General features: G+C 66.1%; 10 protein-coding genes. 4 read left to right on the forward strand and 6 right to left on the reverse strand.

Annotated elements, in window-relative coordinates; genetic code table 11:
- Positions 1-8,883, reverse strand: an 8,883-nt coding sequence (locus tag MJ122_RS22070; protein WP_239746041.1) for a retention module-containing protein, incomplete at its 3' end; no start/stop codon positions are given.
- Positions 8,884-9,220: 337 nt separating this feature from the next.
- On the opposite strand from MJ122_RS22070, the gene MJ122_RS22075 reads away from it, so the two are divergent.
- The 4 genes from MJ122_RS22075 (at position 9,221) to MJ122_RS22090 (ending at position 14,785) form a co-directional block, all read left to right on the forward strand.
- On the forward strand, positions 9,221-10,582 hold the full coding sequence (locus MJ122_RS22075; protein ID WP_088417731.1) for a TolC family outer membrane protein: 1,362 nt from the start codon (positions 9,221-9,223) through the stop codon (positions 10,580-10,582).
- Positions 10,583-10,603: 21 nt separating this feature from the next.
- Positions 10,604-12,760, forward strand: a complete 2,157-nt coding sequence (locus MJ122_RS22080; protein ID WP_239746042.1) for a type I secretion system permease/ATPase — start codon at positions 10,604-10,606, stop codon at positions 12,758-12,760.
- A complete protein-coding gene (locus MJ122_RS22085; RefSeq protein ID WP_088417733.1) occupies positions 12,750-14,120 on the forward strand; it encodes an HlyD family type I secretion periplasmic adaptor subunit in 1,371 nt (456 codons plus the stop codon). The genes MJ122_RS22080 and MJ122_RS22085 overlap by 11 nt, the downstream gene beginning before the upstream one ends.
- Before the next feature lie 119 nt (positions 14,121-14,239).
- A complete protein-coding gene (locus tag MJ122_RS22090; RefSeq protein WP_088417734.1) occupies positions 14,240-14,785 on the forward strand; it encodes a hypothetical protein in 546 nt (181 codons plus the stop codon).
- 48 nt (positions 14,786-14,833) lie between these two features.
- Here the strand turns inward: MJ122_RS22090 and MJ122_RS22095 are convergent, their stop codons facing one another.
- From MJ122_RS22095 to MJ122_RS22115, 5 genes are all read right to left on the reverse strand, one after another.
- A complete protein-coding gene (locus MJ122_RS22095) occupies positions 14,834-15,475 on the reverse strand; it encodes an NAD(P)-dependent oxidoreductase (RefSeq protein WP_239746043.1) in 642 nt (213 codons plus the stop codon).
- A 119-nt stretch (positions 15,476-15,594) separates the two neighbouring features.
- Positions 15,595-16,227: a potassium channel family protein gene (locus tag MJ122_RS22100; protein ID WP_239746044.1), complete on the reverse strand. Its 633-nt coding sequence runs from the start codon at positions 16,225-16,227 to the stop codon at positions 15,595-15,597.
- A 76-nt stretch (positions 16,228-16,303) separates the two neighbouring features.
- Positions 16,304-17,188 (reverse strand): 3-hydroxyisobutyrate dehydrogenase, encoded by an 885-nt coding sequence (gene mmsB, locus MJ122_RS22105; protein WP_239746045.1) that lies wholly within the window; start codon positions 17,186-17,188, stop codon positions 16,304-16,306.
- 176 nt (positions 17,189-17,364) lie between these two features.
- Entirely contained in the window at positions 17,365-18,468 is a 1,104-nt protein-coding gene (locus tag MJ122_RS22110) for an enoyl-CoA hydratase/isomerase family protein (protein ID WP_239746046.1), read from the reverse strand.
- 10 nt (positions 18,469-18,478) lie between these two features.
- Positions 18,479-19,297 carry an enoyl-CoA hydratase gene (locus MJ122_RS22115; RefSeq protein WP_239746047.1) on the reverse strand — a complete coding sequence of 273 codons (819 nt, stop codon included), beginning with the start codon at positions 19,295-19,297 and terminating at the stop codon, positions 18,479-18,481.
- Positions 19,298-19,408 lie beyond the last annotated feature (111 nt).

Raw genomic sequence — 19,408 nt, forward strand, 5'->3', positions numbered from 1 at the left:
GAGCTGGTAGCTGGCGACGCTGCCGTCCACATCGGTGGCGACCGGGACCTGCCCCTGGAGCACGGCGTTCTCGTCGGTGGTCTGGCTGTCGGCGTAGGCGACCGGCGCGTCGTTGGTGCCGTTGAGGGTGACGGTCACGTTGCTGCTGGTGCCGTCGGCGGCCTTCACGACAAAGGTGTCGGTGACGTGCTCGCCGGCCTTCAGCTCGTTGAAGGCGGAGTTGGCCACGTAGGTCCAGCTGCCGTCGGTGGCGATGCTGAAGGTGCCGAAGGTGCCGGCGGTGTTGGCCTGTGCCTGGAAGCTGGCGGGCCCGTCCACGTCGGTGACGTTCAGCTTGCCGTCGAGGGTGACCGGGGCGTTGGTTTCATCGGCGCTGCCGCTGGCCTGGCCAGTGATCACGGCTGCGTCATTGCTGCCGGTGACGGTGATGGTGACGGTCTGCGGGTCGCTCAGCGCGCCGTCGTTGTCCTTCGCCTGGTAGGTGAAGGTCACGGCTTCGCTCTGGCCGGCGGCCAGGTGGTCGAAGGCGCTGCCCGGATCGAAGCTGTAGCTGCCGTCGGCATTGAAGGTCAGGGTGCCTTTGCCGGCCGCCACGGGGGTGGCGAGCTGGTAGCTGGCGACGCTGCCGTCCACATCGGTGGCGACCGGGACCTGCCCCTGGAGCACGGCGTTCTCGTCGGTGGTCTGGCTGTCGGCGTAGGCGACCGGCGCGTCGTTGGTGCCGTTGAGGGTGACGGTCACGTTGCTGCTGGTGCCGTCGGCGGCCTTCACGACAAAGGTGTCGGTGACGTGCTCGCCGGCCTTCAGCTCGTTGAAGGCGGAGTTGGCCACGTAGGTCCAGCTGCCGTCGGTGGCGATGCTGAAGGTGCCGAAGGTGCCGGCGGTGTTGGCCTGTGCCTGGAAGCTGGCGGGCCCGTCCACGTCGGTGACGTTCAGCTTGCCGTCGAGGGTGACCGGGGCGTTGGTTTCATCGGCGCTGCCGCTGGCCTGGCCAGTGATCACGGCTGCGTCATTGCTGCCGGTGACGGTGATGGTGACGGTCTGCGGGTCGCTCAGCGCGCCGTCGTTGTCCTTCGCCTGGTAGGTGAAGGTCACGGCTTCGCTCTGGCCGGCGGCCAGGTGGTCGAAGGCGCTGCCCGGATCGAAGCTGTAGCTGCCGTCGGCATTGAAGGTCAGGGTGCCTTTGCCGGCCGCCACGGGGGTGGCGAGCTGGTAGCTGGCGACGCTGCCGTCCACATCGGTGGCGACCGGGACCTGCCCCTGGAGCACGGCGTTCTCGTCGGTGGTCTGGCTGTCGGCGTAGGCGACCGGCGCGTCATTGGTGCCATTCACCGTGAGGGTGATGGTCTGCGGATCGCTCAGGCCGCCGTTGTTGTCCTTGGCCTGGTAGGTGAAGGACACAGTTTCGCTCTGGCCGGCGGCCAGGTGGTCGAAGGCGCTGCCCGGGTTGAAGCTGTAGCTGCCGTCGGCGTTGAACGTCAGCGTGCCCTTGCCGGCCGCCACGTCGCTGGCCAGTTGGTAGCTGGCGATGGTGCCGTCCACATCGGTGGCACTCGGAACCTGGCCGTTGAAGACGCTGTTCTCGTCGGTGGCCGCGGTGCCGTCGAAGGCGACCGGGTTGTCGTTGGTGCCGACGATGTTGACGGTCACGGTGGCGCTGGTGCCGTCCGCGGTCTTCACGGTGAAGGTATCGGTGTAGCTCTGGCCGACCTTCAGTTCGTTGTAGGCGCTGCTGGCGACGTAGGTCCAGGCGCCGTCGGTGCCGAGGTTGAAGGTGCCGTACTTGCCGGCCACATCGCTCTGCGCCTGGAAGGTTGCCGGGCTGTCGACGTCGCTCGCGTTGAGTTTGCCGCCGGTGCTGATCGGCGCGTCGGTCTCGTTGACGCTGCTGGACTTCACGCCGCTGATGACGGCGGCGTCATTGCTGCCGGTGACGGTAATGGTGATGGTCCGGGGTTCGCTCAGCGCACCGTTGTCGTCCTTCGCCTGGTAGGTGAAGGTGACGACCTGGCTCTGGCCGGCGGCCAGGTGGTCGAAGTCGCTGCCCGGCTCGAAGTGGTAGGTGCCGCTGGAGTTGAAGTTCAGCGAACCGTTGCCCTGGCCGACGTCGGTGACCAGTTGGTAGCCGGAGACCTTGCCATCCGGATCGGTGGCGGCCGGTACCTTGCCGTTGACGCGGCCGTTCTCGTCGATGGTGATGCTGTCATCGTAGGCGGTGGGCGCGTCGTTGGTGCCGACGATGTTCACGGTGACGCTGGAGCTGGTCCCGTCGGCAGCTTTGACGGTGAAGGTGTCGGTGAGGGTTTCGCCGGCCTTCAGCTCGTTGTAGGCCTCCTTGGCGACGTAGGTCCAGTTGCCGTCGGTACCCAGGTTGAAGGTGCCGTACTTGCCGGCGACGTTGGTCTGGGCCTGGAAGGTGTCCGGGCCGTCGACGTCGCTGGCGTCCAGCTTGCCGGTGGTAATGATCGGCGCGTCGGTTTCGTCGACGTTGACGATCTTCGCGCCGCTGATGACGGCGGCATCGTCGCTGCCGTTCACGGTCAGGGTCAGGACGTTCTCGTCGGTGGCGCCCTTGTCGTCGGTGACGATGAACTTGATCTGCAGTTCGAGGGTTTCACCGGCGCCGAGCTTCTGGTAGTCGGCGTGGTTGCCGTCGAAGCTCCAGGTGCCGTCGGCGTTCAGGGTGAAGCCGTTGGGCGCTGCATCCTTCAGGCTGAAGTACAGCGCGTGGCCGTCATCGATGTCGGTGGCGGTGAGCGTGCCGCCGCTGGTCTTGTCTTCGTTCACCGAGGCGCTGGCGGCCTTGGCCACCGGCGCATCGTTGGTGCCGATGACGGTGATGGTCAGGGTGCTGGCGCTCTTCGCACCGTACTGGTCGGTGACGCTGTAGTTGACGGTGAAGACCTGGGTCGCCCCCACGGCCAGGTGCTGGTATGCCGCGTTGCCGGCGTCGAAGCTCCACTTGCCGCTGCTGTCGCTGCTGAAGCCCGCCGGCAGGCTGCCGGTGGTGGTGAAGGTCAGCACGGCGTTGTGGTCGACATCGCTGCCGGCCAGCTGGCCGCCGATCTTGCTGTCTTCGTAGACGGTTTGCTGCATCACCCCGGCGACCGGTGCGTCGTTGGTGCCGGTGACGGTGATGGTCAGGGTGCTGGTGCCGGTGGCACCGTGCTCGTCGGTGACGGTGTAGTGGATGACCACCGCCTGCTTCTCGCCCTGGGCGAGGTTGTCGTAGGCCGGGTCCTTGGCGTCGAACAGCCAGCTGCCGTCCGGCTTCAGGGTGAAGCCGGCGGTGTTCTGCGCGGTGCTGAAGGTCAGCTGGGCGTCGTGGTCGACGTCGGTGGCCTGCAGCTTGCCGGTGATCTCGCTGACCGGCTTGAGCTGATTGCCCAGGGTGGTGCTGTTGGCGCCGTTGGTGGTCAGGGTCCAGTTGTTGCCGGTGTGGGTGACCTGGCCGACGACATTGCCGACGCTGACCTGCGACGGCAGGTTGCTCAGCACGAGGGTTGAGTCGACGACAGTGTCGAGAGCATCGGAAACGCCCAGCACGATGGTGTAGGTGCCCGGCTTGTCGAATACCTGCTGGAAGGTCTGCAGGCCCGAGTTGCCGCCATCGCCGACCACGGACACGCTGGAAAGCAGTTGCACCTTCTGGCCGTTGACCTGCACATAGGCGAAGTCGTTGTATGACCCGCTGTCGCCGGTGCTGAACTTCCAGTTGAAGCTGACCGCCTCGCCCGGCTGCGTGGTGGTGATGGTCAGGGTGACGGACGAGCCGTCGGTGGCGCCGGCCACGATGCCGGGGTCCTTGATGCCGCCTTCCACGGCGCTGGCGCTGGCGGCAATGGCGAATGGCGCGTCGTTCGTGCCGACGATGTTCACGGTGACATTGGCGGTGGTGCCATCGGCGGCCGTGACGCTGAAGGTGTCGGTGAGCACCTCACCGACCTTCAATTCGTTGTAGGCGCCCTGGGCGTAGTAGGTCCACTTGCCGCTGGCATCGATGCTGAACTTGCCGTAATTGCCGAGGGTGTCGGACTGCGGCAGGAAGCTGGCCGGGCCGTCGACGTCGCTGATGTTCAGTTGGCCGCCGGTGTTCACGGCGGTATCGGTTTCGTTGACGCTGACCGAGGTCTGGCCGCTGATGACGGCGGCATCGTTGCTGCCGGTGACGGTGATGGTGACGGTCTGCGGGTCGCTCAGCGCACCGTTGTCGTCCTTCGCCTGGTAGGTGAAGGTGACGTCCTGGCTTTCGCCGGCGCCCAGGTGATCGAAGTCGGTGCCCGGCTCGAAGGTGTAGCTGCCGTCGACATTGAAGGTCAGGCTGCCATGACCCTGGCCGACGTCGGTGGCCAACTGGTAGCCGACCACGCTGCCATCGATATCGGTCGCCGGAGGAACCTGGCTGGTGAAGGCGGCGTTCTCGCCGGTGGTCCTGGTGTCGCCGAATGCCACGGGCGCGTCGTTGGTGCCGACGATGTTCACGGTGACCGTGGCGCTGGTGCCATCGATCGCCTTGACGGTGAAGCTGTCGGTCAGTTTTTCGCCCTGCTTGAGCTCGTTGTAGGCAGCGTTGGCGATGTAGGTCCAGGCGCCATCGGTGCCCAGGCTGAAGGTGCCGTATTGGCCGGCGACGTTGTCTTGTGCCTGGAAGCTGGCCGGGCTGTCGACATCGCTGACGCTCAGCAGGCCGCCGGTGGTGACCGGGGCATTGGTCTCGTCGACGCTCGTGCTGGCCACGCCGCCGATCACGGCCGCGTCGTTGCTGCCAGTGACGGTGAGGGTCAGTGTCTGGGTGTCGGTGGCACCGTGTTCGTCGGTGACGATGTACTTGACCTGGATGTCGCGAGTCTCGCCTTCGGCGAGGGCCTGGTAGGCCGGGTCCTTGCCATCGAAGGTCCAGCTGCCGTCGGTCTTCAGGGCGAAGCCGGCCGGCGGGTTGCCGGCAACGCTGAAGCTCAGCTTGGCGCCATCGTCCAGGTCGGTGGCGCTGAGCTGGCCCTTGCTGAGCTGGTCTTCGTTGGCGGCGACGTTCGCCGGAACGCTGGCGACCGGGGCGTCGTTGGTGCCGGTGACGGTGATCACCAGGCTGCTGGAGGTTTTTGCACCGTGTTCGTCGGTGACGGTGTAGGGCACGTTGATGACCTGGACGGCGCCCGCCTTCAGGTGCTGGTAGGCGGCATTGCTTGCATCGAAGCTCCACTTACCGTCGCTGCTCAGGGACAGGCCCGCCGGAGCGGCCTTGTTCAGGCTGTAGGTGAGCTGCGCGCCATTGTCCAGGTCGATGGCTTTCAGCTCGCCGCTGATCTTCGCATCTTCGTTGACGCCATTGAGCAGCGAAGGCAGGGCGATCGGCGTGTCGTTGGTGCCGGTGACAGTCAGGGTCAGGGTGTTGCTGCTGGTGGCGCCGTGTTCGTCGGTGACGGTGTAGTCGATCGACAGAACCTTGGTCTCGCCGGCGGCGAGGCTCTGGTAGGCCGGGTCGAAGCCGTTGAATACCCAGGTGCCGTTCTTGGCCAGGGCGAAGCCAGCCGGGGCCTTGTCGTTGAGGCTGAAGCTGAGCTTGGCGCCGTCGTCGACGTCAGTGGCCGTCAGCTTGCCGAGGCTGAGCTTGTCCTCGCTGGTGTTGGTGCTGATGGCGTCCGCCACCGGCGCATCGTTGGTGCCGGTAACGGTGATGGTCAGGGTGCTGGCGCTGGTGGCGCCGTGCTCGTCGGTGACGGTGAACGGCACGCTGATGACCTGGCTGGCACCGGCTTTCAGGTGCTGGTATTCGCTGACGCTGGCATCGAAGGTCCACTTGCCGTCGGCGTCGACGCTGAAGCCGGCCGGTGCGGTCTTGTCCAGGGCGTAGCTGAGCTGGGCGCCGTTGTCGGCGTCGGTGGCGGCGAGCTGGCCGCTGATCTGCGCGTCTTCCTTCACCGCGCCGCTGGTGGCGCTGGCGACCGGCGCGTCATTGCTGCCGGTGACGGTGATGGTGATGGTCTGCGGGTCGCTCAGGACGCCGTTGTCGTCCTTCGCCTGGTAGGTGAAGGTGACGTCGCGCGATTGGCCATCGGCGAGGCCGTCGAAGTCCTTGCCCGGATTGAAGACATAGCTGCCATCGGCGTTGAAGGTCAGCGAGCCGTTGCCATTGCCGACATTGCTCACCAGTTGGTAGCCGGCGACGCTGCCATCCACGTCGGAGGCGGCCGGTACCTGGCCGTTGAGCACGGTGTTTTCTTCGGTGGTGGCGCTGTCGGCATAGGCAACCGGTGCGTCGTTGGTACCGGTGACGGTGATGCTGACGGTCTGCGGATCGCTCAGTGCGCCGTTGTTGTCCTTCGCCTGGTAGGTGAAGGTCACGGTCTCCTGGGCGCCGGCGGCCAGATGGTCGAACGCGGTGCCCGGGTTGAAGCTGTAGCTGCCGTTGGCGTTGAAGGTCAGCGTGCCCTTGCCCTGGGCGACGTCGCTGGTCAACTGGTAGCCGACGACGGTGCCGTCCACGTCGGTGGCCGCCGGTACCTGGCCGTTGAGAACGGTGTTTTCCCCGGTGGTGACGACGTCGGCGGAGGCGACCGGAGCGTCGTTGGTGCCGTTGAGGGTCACGGTGACGGTGGTGCTGGTGCCATCGGCGGCGAGGACGGTGAAGCTGTCGGTCAGCTGCTCTCCGACCTTGAGTTCGTTGTAGGCGTCATTGGCGACATACGACCAGCTGCCATCAGCGGCGACGCTGAACTTGCCGTAGAAGCCGGCGGTGTCGGCCTGGATCTGGAAGCTGGCCGGACTGTCGACGTCATTGATGTTCAGCTTGCCGTCGAGGGTGACCGGGGCGTTGGTTTCCTCGGCGCTGCCGCTGGACTGGCCGGTGACCACGGCGGCGTCGTTGGTGCCGGTGACCGTGATGGTGACGGTCTGCGGGTCGCTCAGCGCGCCGTTGTTGTCCTTCGCCTGGTAAGTGAAGGTGATGTCGCGGGTCTCGCCCTGGGCCAGGCTGTCGAAGTCCTTTCCGGGGTTGAAGACGTAGCTGCCATCCGGGTTGAAGATCAGGTTGCCGTTGCCCTGGCCGACGCCGGTGGTCAGCTGGTAGCCGGCGACGTTGCCGTCCACGTCGGAGGCGGCCGGGACCTGGCCGTTGAGGACGGTGTTTTCCTCGGTGGTGGCGGTGCCGGAGAAGGCGACCGGAGCGTCGTTGGTGCCGGTGACGGTGATGGTGACGGTCTGCGGGTCGCTCAGCGCGCCGTTGTCGTCCTTCGCCTGGTAAGTGAAGGTGATGTCGCGGGTCTCGCCCTGGGCCAGACTGTCGAAGTCCTTGCCGGGGTTGAAGACGTAGCTGCCATCCGGGTTGAAGGTCAGGTTGCCGTTGCCTTGGCCGACGCCGGTGGCCAGTTGGTAGCCGGCGACGTTGCCGTCCATGTCGGAGGCGGCCGGGACCTGGCCGTTGAGGACGGTGTTTTCTTCGGTGGTGGCCGCGCCCGGCAGGGCGACCGGCGCGTCGTTGGTGCCGGTCAGGGTCACGGTGAGGGTGGCGGTGCTGGTTGCGCCGTGCTCGTCGGTGACGCTGTAGGGCACCTGCACGACGAGGGTCTCGCCCTCGGCCAGGTGCTGGTAGGCCGGATCCTTGCCATCGAAGGTCCAGCTGCCGTCCGGCTTCAGGGTGAAGCCCGCTGGCGGATTGCCGTGGGTGGTGAAGGTGAGGGTGTTGCCGGTGTCGCGGTCGGTCGCCGCCAGCTGGCCGCCGATCACGCTGTCCTCGTTGCCGCTGGCCTGGCCATCCTGGGCGGCCGGGGTGTCGTTGGCGCCCTGGATGTTCACGGTGATGACCCGGGTGTCGGTGGCGCCGGAGGCATCGGTCACGGTGACGGTGAAGCTTTCCGTCGGGTTCTGGCCCTGGGGCAGGGCGTTCACCGCGTTGGCGTCGACCACATAGGTGTAGCTGCCGTCGGCATTGACGGTCAGTTCGCCGTAGGCACCCTTGGCGCTGCCGCTCCAGGTCAGGTTGGTGTCGTCGACGTCCGTGGCGGTCAGTTGGCCCTTGATGTCGGCGAAGCTGTCGTTGGCAGCGGTGTCACTGATGGCACTGGTATGGGTGCCGGTGGCGACCGGAGCATCGTTCACCGGGGTAATGCCGACGTTCACCACCAGCGTGCTGGCCGCGCCACGGCTGTCGGTGACGATCACCATGAAGCTGTCGGCACCGTTGTAGTCGCCGTTGGGGTTGTACTGCCAGGTGCCATCGGGGTTGAGCACCAGCAGGCCGTTGGTCGGCGCCTGGCCGACGCTGTAGGAGATCGGGTCGCCGTTGGCGTCGCGGCCGGAGAAGGCACCGGTGAGCTGCGTGTCTTCTGCGGTGGTCAACTCCAGCACGCCATTGCTGCCGTCGGTGAACTGGGGGGCGAGGTTGGGCGGCAGTTCGTTCTGGCGCGCGTCAGCGGCGCTACCGCCATTGCCCAGGCCCGTAGTGGCGTAGCCGATATTCGGGTCGACGCGACCGGCCGTGGCGTCCAGCACCACGAAGCTGTGGCCGCCGCCAACACCTCCGTTACCGCCGGCTGCAGAAGGCGCAGCGCTCGGGCCGGCCGCGGTGGGCGCCAGTGCCTGGGTCGGGTCGAGGCCCGCGGCAATGGCTTTCTGCAGGTCTTCGGTGCTCGGGGCGTGGACCGGTTGCGCAGCAGCGTGATGCGTCTCGGCCTGCGGCAGGTCGGCGCTGCTCCACTGGCTGTCGCGGCCCAGGTCCACCAGCTTGCCCTTGCCGACATCGAGCGTTACCGCGCCGGAGGCGCCGGTGAGCAACTGCTCGCCCTGGTAGATGCGGTCACCTTCGACCAGGACGCGCTGGGCGCCTTCGGGGGATACCGCAATCACTTGGCCGATGATGCTTTTTACGACGGCGACGACGCTGCTCATGCACTTCTCCTGGTGAGGCTTGCCTGGTTGCCGACCGGCCGCAGGTGAGGTCGGCTCAGGAGGCATTCCCTGTCTTTAAGAGCAAAAAGATTGGCGTCAAAAACATGGCTTATAGCGGTTGGAAATTAGGTATATGCCAATGTATTGACCATTCGATTGCCATCCTAAACAATTGGCAAATCGATGTCACTTTGATATCGGTGGTTCGCCCAAAAAAAATTAGCGTGAATTTCGTCACGCTTTTGAAGCTTTTCTTGCAGCTATTCGCCGGTCTTTTGACGCTCCTTGGCGGCAATCGAATCGCTGCGGCTATCTCACTGATAAGGATGTTTTCCTCATGCGCATGCGATTCGCCCACGCCGTACCCTTCGCCCTGGCTTTCGTCATTCCCGTTGCCCTGCCGGTACACGCCGACACACTTAACCAGGCCATGCAGAAGGCCCTGGAGTACCACCCGGAAGTCCAGGCCGGGGTGAACTCGCGCCTGGCGGCAGACAAGCAACTGCGTGCGGCGAAGGGTGGCTACCTGCCATCCGTCGACCTGACCGCCGGCTATGGCCGGGAAGGCTCCGACAACACCACCACCCGTGGTCAAGGCGACCATTGGGAAACCCTGAACCGCGGCGAATCCAACCTCGCCCTGCGCCAGATGGTGTTCGACGGCTTCGCCACCTCCAGCGAAGTCGGTCGCCAGCAGGCCAACGTCAATTCCCGCGCCTACGCGTTGCTGGGTACCTCCGAGCGCACCGCGCTGGACGTCGCGCAGGTCTACACCGACGTGCTGCGTCGTCAGGAAATGGTTCGTCTGGCCGAGGAGAACCTGAAGAGCCACCAGCGCGTCTACGACCAGATCAGCCTGCGCAGCGCCCGTGGCGTCGGCCGCCTCGCCGACCAGGACCAGGCCGAGGCCCGCCTGGCCCAGGCGCAGAACAACCTGATGACCGAAAAGACCAACCTGGCCGACGCCCGTACCAACTACTACAGCGTGGTGGGCAGCGACCCGGTGGAGCTGAGCGAGCCGACCGGTCTGGTCGGCCAGTTGCCGGAAGACCTGCAGGCCGCCCGCCGCCAACTGGTGGAAAACAGCCCGATCCTGCGCTCCGCGGAATCCGACGTGGCCGCCGCCGAGAAGCAGTACGACGCGGCGAAATCGACCTTCTATCCGAGATTCGATGCAGAACTTTCCCGAGGTGCCGATAACAACCTCGACGGAGAAGAAGGCCACAACAACGAATGGCAGGCCATGTTGCGCATGCGCTACAACCTGTTCGCCGGTGGCAGCAACAAGGCCGAGCTGGAAGCCAAGTCCTATCAGGCGAACCAGGCCCTGGATATCCGCAACAACGCCCTGCGTCAGTTGAACGAGGAACTCGGATTGTCCTGGAATGCCCTGAACAACGCCCGCGACCAGCTGCCGATCGCCCGCCAGTACGTGGACTACAGCACCCGCGTGCGCGAGGCCTACCAGAAGCAGTTCACCATCGGCGAGCGTACCCTGCTCGACCTGCTGGACAGCGAGAACGAGCTGTTCAACGCTTCGCGCCGCCTGGTCGACCTGAAATACACCGAGCTGTTCACCCAGTACCGCATCAAGGCCACCCTGGGCGAACTGCTCAAGAGCCAGGGCGTGGTCGCGCCGATGGCCGCGGTGGCTTCCGAAGACATCAAGCCGAAAGTCCAGCTGCCCGGCCTCAACTAACCTGCCCGAGAGAGCATCCGCGTGGATCAAGAAGTCAGCGCCGTACCCCTAAGCCACGATCCGCGCGGTCTGCTGGATGACCCGCTGCTGGACAGCCTGCTGACGCTCTGTCAGCTGCACCAGAAGCCGGCCAGCCGCGCCATGCTCACCAGCGGCCTGCCGCTGCCTGGCCAGCGCCTGTCCGCCGAACTGCTGCCCCGCGCGGCGGCTCGCGCCGGCCTGCAGGGGCGTCTACTGCAGCGCAGGCTGGAGCAGATTCCCGCACTGGCGATGCCCGCCATGCTGCTGCTGCGCGAAGGGCGCTGCGCGGTGCTGCTGGGGTGGGAGAAAAATGGCGATGCGCGCCTGCTGCTGTCCGAGAGCGACGGCGGTGAAGTGCGCGTCAGCCGCGAGCTGCTCGGCGAGGACTACGCCGGCCAGGCCTTCTTCGCCCAGCCGCAGCACAAGTTCGACCTGCAGCACGGCGAGCTGATCCCGCGCGCCAAGAGCTGGTTCCGCGACACCCTCAAGCGTTCGCGCTGGCTCTATGTCGATGCCGTGGCCGCGAGCCTGCTGATCAACCTGATCGCCCTGGCCGCGCCACTGTTCGTGATGAACGTCTACGACCGCGTGGTGCCAAACCAGGCCGCCGCCACCCTCTGGGTGCTGGCCATCGGCATCAGCGGCGCCTACCTGTTCGACCTGCTGCTCAAGACCATGCGCGGCCTGTGCCTGGACCTGGCCGGCAAGAAGACCGACCTGATCATCTCGGCGACGCTGTTCGAGCGCATCGTCGGCATGAGCATGAAGTACCGCCCGGCGCGGGTCGGCTCGTTCGCCCAGAACATCCATGAGTTCCAGACCCTGCGCGATTTCCTCAACTCGCTGACGCTCACCACCCTGATCGACCTGCCGTTCACCCTGCTGATCCTGCTGGTGATCGGCATCATCGGCGGGCCGCTGGTGTTCGTCCCGCTGGTGGCCTTCCCGCTGGCCGCAGGCCTGGGCTGGCTGCTGCAGAAGCCGTTGGTGGAGACCATGAACCGCACCATGGCGCTGGCCGCCGAGCGCCAGTCCAGCCTGATCGAGACCCTCGCCAGCCTCGACGCGGTGAAGGTCAACAACGCCGAAAGCGAGCGCCAGTACCTCTGGGAACAGACCATCGGCACCCTCAGCCGCCTGGAGCTGCGGGTCAAGCTGCTGTCGACCCTGGCGATGAACATCACCGTGCTGATCCAGGCGCTGGCCGGGGTCGTCATGATCATCGGCGGCGTCTACCTGATCATCGCCGGCGACCTGTCCATGGGCGGCCTGATCGCCTGCTACATGCTCAACGGCCGCGCCCTCGGCCCGCTGACCCAGCTCTCCGGGCTGATCCAGCGCTACCAGCAGGCGCGCCTGTCGATGGCCACCACCAACCAGATGATGGAACTGCCGCAGGAGCGCAACGCCGACGAGCGTCCGCTGACCCGCTCGCAACTGCGCGGCGGCATCGAAATGCGCGGCCTCGACTTCGCCTACCCGAACCAGCAGGTGGCGGCGCTGCACGGCATCAACCTGCAGATCCGCGCCGGCGAAAAGATCGGCATCATCGGCCGCAGCGGCTCGGGCAAGAGTTCGCTGGCCAAGCTGATCGTCGGCCTGCACCAGCCCGAGAATGGCAACCTGCTGGTGGACGGCGCCGACGTGCGCCAGCTGGACATCAGCGAGCTGCGCCACAACATCGGCTACGTGCCGCAGGACATCAGCCTGTTCAGCGGCACCCTGCGCGACAACCTGGTCAGCGGCGCGCGCTACGTCGATGACGAGCGCGTGCTGGAAGTGGCCGAGCTCACCGGCGTGAACGAGTTCGTCCGCCTGCACCCGCAGGGCTATGAGCTGCAGGTCGGCGAGCGCGGCCACAACCTCTCCGGCGGCCAGCGGCAGAACGTCGCCCTGGCCCGTGCGCTGCTGCTCGACCCACCGATCCTGCTGCTGGACGAACCCACCAGCGCCATGGACAACGCCGGCGAAGAGCGCCTGAAACAGCGCCTGCAAGCGATCATGGGCGAGAAGACACTGCTGCTGGTCACCCACCGTGCCTCCATGCTCAGCCTGGTGGATCGCCTGGTGATCGTCGACAAGGGCCGCATCATCGCCGACGGTCCGAAGGACGTGGTCATGGATGCACTGAAGAAGGGGCAGATCAGTGTCGCTTAATCCTCTGGGCAACATCCGCCACTCGGTCCGTGGCTATTTCAAGGGCGGCGACAATCTCTCCGGCCAGCCGCTCCCGGAAGTCAGCAAGGCGCTGATCGAGGACGCGCCGCGGGTGGTGCGCCTGACCATCTGGATTCTCATCGGCTTCGTGGCCTTCCTGCTGCTCTGGGCGCATTTCGCGCAGATCGACGAGGTCACCCGTGGCGAGGGCAAGGCGATTCCCTCGTCCAAGGTGCAGAAGATCCAGAACCTGGAAGGCGGCATCGTCTCGCAGATATTCGTCCATGAAGGGCAGGTGGTGCAGGCCGGCGAACAGCTGATGCGCCTGGACCCGACACGCTTCCAGTCCAATGTCGGCGAGACCGAGGCCGACCGCCTGGCGATGTTCCTGCGCGTGGAGCGTCTCTCCGCCGAGGTGGAAGACCGTCCGCTGGACATCCCCGCCGACGTGCGCGCCAAGGCTCCCGGCCAGGCCAGCAGCGAAGAGGCGCTGTTCCACAGCCGACAGCAGCAGCTCAAGGACGAAACCGACGGCCTGCAGCAGCAACTGGTGCAGAAACAGCAGGAGCTACGCGAGTTCGTCTCCAAGCAGGCGCAGTATCGCAACAGCCTTAACCTGCTGCGCGAGGAAATCTCCATGTCCGCGCCGCTGGTGGCCCAGGGCGCCATGTCCCAGGTGGAACTGCTGCGCCTGAAGCGTTCGGAAGTGGAGAACCGCGGCCAGCTCGATGCCACCACGCTGGCCATCCCGCGGGCCGAGGCGGCGGTGAAGGAGGTCGAGCGCAAGGTCGCCGAGACCCAGTCGCGTTTCCGCAGCGACGCGCTGAAGGAACTCAACGAGGCGCGCACCGAACTGAGCAAGGCCACGGCCACCGGCAAGGCGCTGGAAGACCGCGTCAGCCGCACCCTGGTCACCTCGCCGGTGCGCGGCATCGTCAAGCAACTGCTGGTGAACACTATCGGCGGCGTGATCCAGCCCGGCAGCGACCTGATCGAGATCGTCCCGCTGGACGACACCCTGCTGGTGGAAGCGCGCATCCGTCCGCAGGACATCGCCTTCCTGCGCCCCGGCCAGCACGCCATGGTCAAGTTCACCGCCTACGACTACACCATCTACGGCGGCCTGCAGGCGGACCTGGAGCAGATCGGCGCCGACACCGTCACCGACGACGATGGCAACAGCTTCTACCTGATCAAGCTGCGCACCCGCAAAAGCCACCTGGGCAGCGACGACAAACCGCTGCTGATCATCCCCGGGATGATCGCCACGGTGGACATCATGACCGGTAAGAAGAGCATCCTCAGCTACCTGCTCAAGCCCATCCTGCGGGCCAAGGCGGAGGCGCTGCGCGAGCGGTGATCCGGGCGGCATGGCGAAAACGCAAGCGAGTCGGAGTTTCTGCAGGAATCGACTCGCTTTTCTCGGGAAGCGCCGGCAATCTTGAGCTCTTTGCGTTTTGGTTCATCAGGAGCTTGATCATGAAAGGGAATTTGCCGCTGGCCTTGTCTTTACTCGTTGCGCTGGGAGCGCCCACGGTTTTCGCCGAGGAGGCTGCAACCGGTTCCAGCGCCCTCAAGGATTCCGCCAAGGCGGCCGTGTCCTCGGCCATTTCCGCTGGCAAGAATCTGCTGGGGGGAGTTTCCGACGGCGTCACCGAAGGTCGAGAGTCCGCCCAGGGTAGCGATGGTTCCATCGTCGTCTCCAGCCTGGCGCAAATGGACGGTCAGGTCAGCGTTCAGTTGCTCAAGGTCGAACCAGGCGAGGATGGCAACCTGGTTGCCACGCTCGGGTTCAAGAACGCCACCGGGAAGCCGCTGCGCCTGATCAACCTGCGTCAGACCGGCGCGTTGTTGGCCATCGATCAGGAGGGTTACTCCAGCGCGCCTTTACCCGGTGCGATCAATCCGGATGACGTGACCATCCCGGCGAACACCGGAGTGCGGCAGAAGTTCGTGTTCGATGGTCCGACTGCTGCGGTGCAGTCGATCCGCCTTTGGGGACGCGATTTCACCGTCAAGCCATAATCCCCATGGCGCCTGGAAGCCCCGCATCCGAGCGGGGCTTTCTGTTTTTCAATACGCCACGGTAAACCGCTGCTGGTGATGGTTGGCCTGCTCGGCCTCGTCGAGCATCGCCACCGCCAGGTCCGGCAGGGAGATGCGGCTTTCGCCCTTGTCATCGAACAGCACCTGGTCACCGCCGACGCGGAAGCTGCCGGTGCGGGTTTCGCCGTCGAGCAGCATGGCCGGGCTGAGGAAGGCCCAGTCCAGGTCCTTCTCCGCGCGCAGCTGCTCCAGCGCGTCGGCCGCGCCCAGCGCGCCCTGTTTCCACTGCTCGGGGAATTCCGGGCTGTCCACCAGGCGCTGGCCGGGGGCGATTTCCAGGCTGCCGGCGCCGCCGAGCACCAGCAGGCGCTTCACGCCGGCGGCCTTCACGCCGTCGAGGATGGCGCGGCTGCCCCTGGCGTGGGCGCCACGGATGTCCGGGTTGCCCCAGCCGGCGTTGAACGCGCTGACCACGGCGTCCTGGCCGGCGACGGCACGGGCGACCTGGGCCGGGTCGTAGACGTCGGCCTGGACGACGTTGAGGCCATCGCGCGCCGGCAGTTTCGCCGGGTCGCGCACCAGCGCGGTCACCTGGTGGCCGCGGCGCAGGGCTTCTTCGAGGAAGTAATGGCCGACGTGGCCGGTGGCGCCGATCAGGGCAATGTTCATGGAATCACCTTTGTGGGGATGGAGTGCCGCGCCTGGGCGGCGGGTGATTCATCTTCGGCTGGGGGCGGTTGACGATAAAGAGGGGTTGAGGGCATGCACTCGTAAGCCTGGCTTCACAATCAGTCCTTGCTGTCGTCGGTCATCAGGCTCAACCCCCTCGCCACGGCCAGTGCGATGAACAATGACCCCATGATGGCCTCGCTGCCCGCCAGCAGGCGCGGCAAAGGGTGTACCGGGACAATGTCGCCGTAACCGATGGTGGTCAGGGTGATCATGCTGAAGTAGACGAAGCTGGCCATGTCCAGCGGGCCGTTGGCGGACACGAAGCTGTGGGGATTCAGACGTTCGATCAGGTTGTAGGTGAGGGCGAAAGCCAGCACGAAGTTCAGGTACAGCGCGCAGAGGCCATAGAGCAGCTCGCGGGTGACCGGCCGCTGCTGGGTGACCCGGTGGAAGATGCTGACGACCAGCAGCAGGAGGAAGGCGATCTGCGGAATGCCGCGTTTCAGGAAAGGATGGATGTGCCAGCTGGGGGGAACGAAGGTCATGAACAGGCTCAGCGTGCCCATGGCGCAAATCAAGTGGAACCAGCGGTGGTGGCTACGCACGGTATTGATGCCGGCCAGGACCAGCAATAGCAGGCTGCCCAGCTCCAGCAGCAGGGGCGGAGAGGGGATCGACAACACCAGCAGCACCAGCAGAACACTGTTGAGCAGCAGGCGGAAACGGTAGTGCGACAGAAAGTGCTTCAAGAGGGCCGCCAAGGGTACAGCTTGGGAAAGGCTGGCCAGTCTGATTCAGCACCTCTTCGGACTTCCAGGCATGAGCCTAGGAATCGAAGAGTTTCTGTATGACGGAAAAGTCCTGTTCGCCATGGCCCTGTCTCACCAGCAGCCGATACAGCGCCAGGGCCAGGCTGCCCATGGGCGTGCTGTTGCCGCTGACCTGGGCGGTTTCCTGGGCGAGCCCGAGGTCCTTGGTCATCAGTGCGGCCATGAAGCCACCGGTGTAGCCGCGCGAGGCCGGGGTGTTCTCCATCACGCCGGGCCAGGGGTTGTAGACCTCCAGCGCCCAGTTGCCGCCGGAACTGCGGCGCATGATCTCCGACAGCACCACCGGGTCCAGGCCATTGGCGGCGCCGAGGGCGAGGGATTCGGCGGTGCCGATCATCAGCACGGCGAGCAGCTGGTTGTTGCACACCTTGGCCACTTGTCCGGCACCATCGCCACCCGCGTGGAAGATGTTGCGGCCCATGGCGGAGAAGACCGGCTGGGCGCGTTCGAGCACCTGTGCGTCGCCGCCGACCATGAAGGTCAGGGTGCCGGCGATGGCGCCGCCGGTGCCACCTGAGACCGGGGCGTCGAGCATGGGAATCCTGCGTTCGGCAGCGGCCTGGTGGACTTTGCGCGCGGACGCCGGGGCGATGGTGGAGCATTCCAGCACCAGGGTGCCGGGGGCGATGTGCGCCAGCAGGCCTTCATTGCCGAGGTAGAGCCCTTCGACGTGCTGGCTGGCCGGTAGCATGGTGACCACCACGTCGGCGCCGTCCACCGCGTCGTGGGCGCTGCGCGCGGCACTGGCGCCCTGGGCGATCAGGCCGTCGATGGCGCTCTGCACCAGGTCGAACACGCGCAGCAGGTAGCCGGCCTTGATCAGGTTGGCGGCCATGGGGGCGCCCATGTGGCCGAGGCCGATGAAGGCGATGGTTTGCATGCTGGTTTCCTCCTGTTGGACCGCAGAGCACTCCAGCGCCCGGAGATGTCATGCCAGCTCCGGGCGGCGGCTCTCGCAGGGCGCATAACGCGCAAGCGTTATCCGCCGCTCAGGTGGGCGGCGGATAACCTGTTCCAGGTTATGCGCCCTACGCTGCGGCAGGGGGACGGCAGGGGCTACAGGTCCGCCAGCGGATGCTCGCCCTCCCAGGTCGCGTCGAAGTGCGCACTCACCACAGCAACAGGTATGGCAGCGATATCCGGCCAGTGCCAGTGTGGGGTGTTGTCCTTGTCGATCAGCCGGGCCCGCACGCCTTCGGGGAATTCCGGGTGGCGGCAGCAGTTCAGGCTCATCGCGTACTCCATGCGGAATACTTCGGCAGTCGACAGATGGCGCGCGCGGCGGATCTGTTCCCAGACCAGATGAGCGGTCAGCGGGCAGCCCGAGGCGAGGGTTTTCGCCCCCCGGGCGATCAGGGCGTCCTCGTCTTGGGTCAGCGCGGTCAGCGCGTTCCAGGCCTCGGCGACGTTGGCGCAGTCCAGCACCGCATCCAGGCGAGCGCGGCGCGGCAGCAGCTGGGCTTCGGGCATTTCGCCACGGGCTTCGTGCTCCAGCGCCTGGAGCAGGCTGTGCAGCTGCACGTCGGCCTGTTCGCGCCAGTTCAGTTGCACCAGGCCTTCGATCAGGTCTTCCTGCTGGGTGTCGAGCAGGAAGCGGTCGGCGAGGTCCAGGTCCAGCGCGTCGCGGGCATTCATCTGCGTCGCGGTCAACCCCAGGAACAGGCCAAGGCGGCCGGGCAGGCGGGCGAGGAACCAGCTGGCGCCGACATCGGGGTACAGGCCGATGTTCACTTCCGGCATGGCCAGGCGACTGCTCGGGGTGACGATGCGCACGCCGGCGCCCTGCATCAGGCCCATGCCGCCGCCCATCACGTAGCCGTGGGCCCAGCAGATCAGCGGTTTGGAATAGGTGTGGATGAGATAGTCCAGGCGGTACTCGTCGGCGAAGAAGCGGCGGGCCAGTTCCGGCACCTCGCCGGGTTTCTCGCGGCAGGCATCGACCAGCTTGCGCACGTCGCCGCCAGCGCAGAAGGCCTTGCCGCCGTTGCCGCGCAGCACTACGCAGGCGATCTGCGGATCGTCCTGCCAGACGCGCAGCTGGTGGTTCATCGCCTCGATCATCGGCAGGCTCAGGGCGTTCAGGCTCTTTTCCGCATCCAGCGTCACCACGCCGATGCGGAAGCCATGCAGGCCAGGGCGTTCTTCGAACATCACATTCATGGTCGGGGCCTTATTGGTTGCGCCAGTGCGGGTCGCGTTTTTCCAGGAAGGCGTTCACGCCCTCGCGAGTGTCGTCGGCGTCGAACAGGTCGACGAAGCGCTCACGCTCCTCCGGCAGCCAGGTGGTCGGACCGCGTTCGCGGGCGCCCTGGATCAGCGGCTTGATGGTGCGCACCGCCACCGGGCTCTGCCGCGCTACCTTGGCCGCCAGTAGCAGCGCGGTACCGCGGGCTTCGCCGGTATCGACGATCTGCTCGATGAGGCCGATGCGCAGCGCGGTGTCGGCATCGACACGCTCGCCGCAGAGGATCATGCGCTTGGCCCAGCCTTCGCCGACCAGCCAGGGCAGCGCCTGGGTGCCGCCGGCGCAGGGCAGCAGGCCCACGGCCGCTTCGGGCAGGGCCATCTGCGCCTGACGCTCGGCGATGCGGATGTCGCAGGCCAGGGCGCATTCCAGGCCGCCGCCCATGGCGTAGCCATTGATCGCGGCGATGGACACGCCACGGAAGTCGCGCAGCGCCTCGAAGGCTTCGCCGAAGCGGCGGGCCATCTCGCGGGCACGGGCCTTGTCGCCGTCGGCGAACATGTTCAGGTCGGCGCCGGCAGAGAAGAATTTCGGGCCCTGGCCGGTCACCACCAGGGCGTAGATGTCGTCGTCGCGGTTCAGATGTTCGATCACCTGGCGCAGGCCGATCAGCGAGTCGCGGTCCCAGGTGTTGGCCGGCGGGTGGTTGATGGTGATCAGCGCGGTATGGCCGTGCTTTTCCACCGTCAGCTTGTGGGTCAGGTCGAAGACTCCGGGCTTGTAGGGCTCGATGGCGTTGCTCATGGGCATCTCCTTGTCGGTCATGGGCATGGACTCTAGGTGTGCGCGGCGGCACGCGTCCATGTCCGATCTGTTCGATTGCGCCCGCGCGGGCGGGCGGTTTTTCCAGTGATC

This window comes from Pseudomonas sp. DP-17, assembly GCF_022380625.1.
GTDB classification, from domain to species: Bacteria; Pseudomonadota; Gammaproteobacteria; order Pseudomonadales; family Pseudomonadaceae; genus Pseudomonas; species Pseudomonas nitroreducens_A.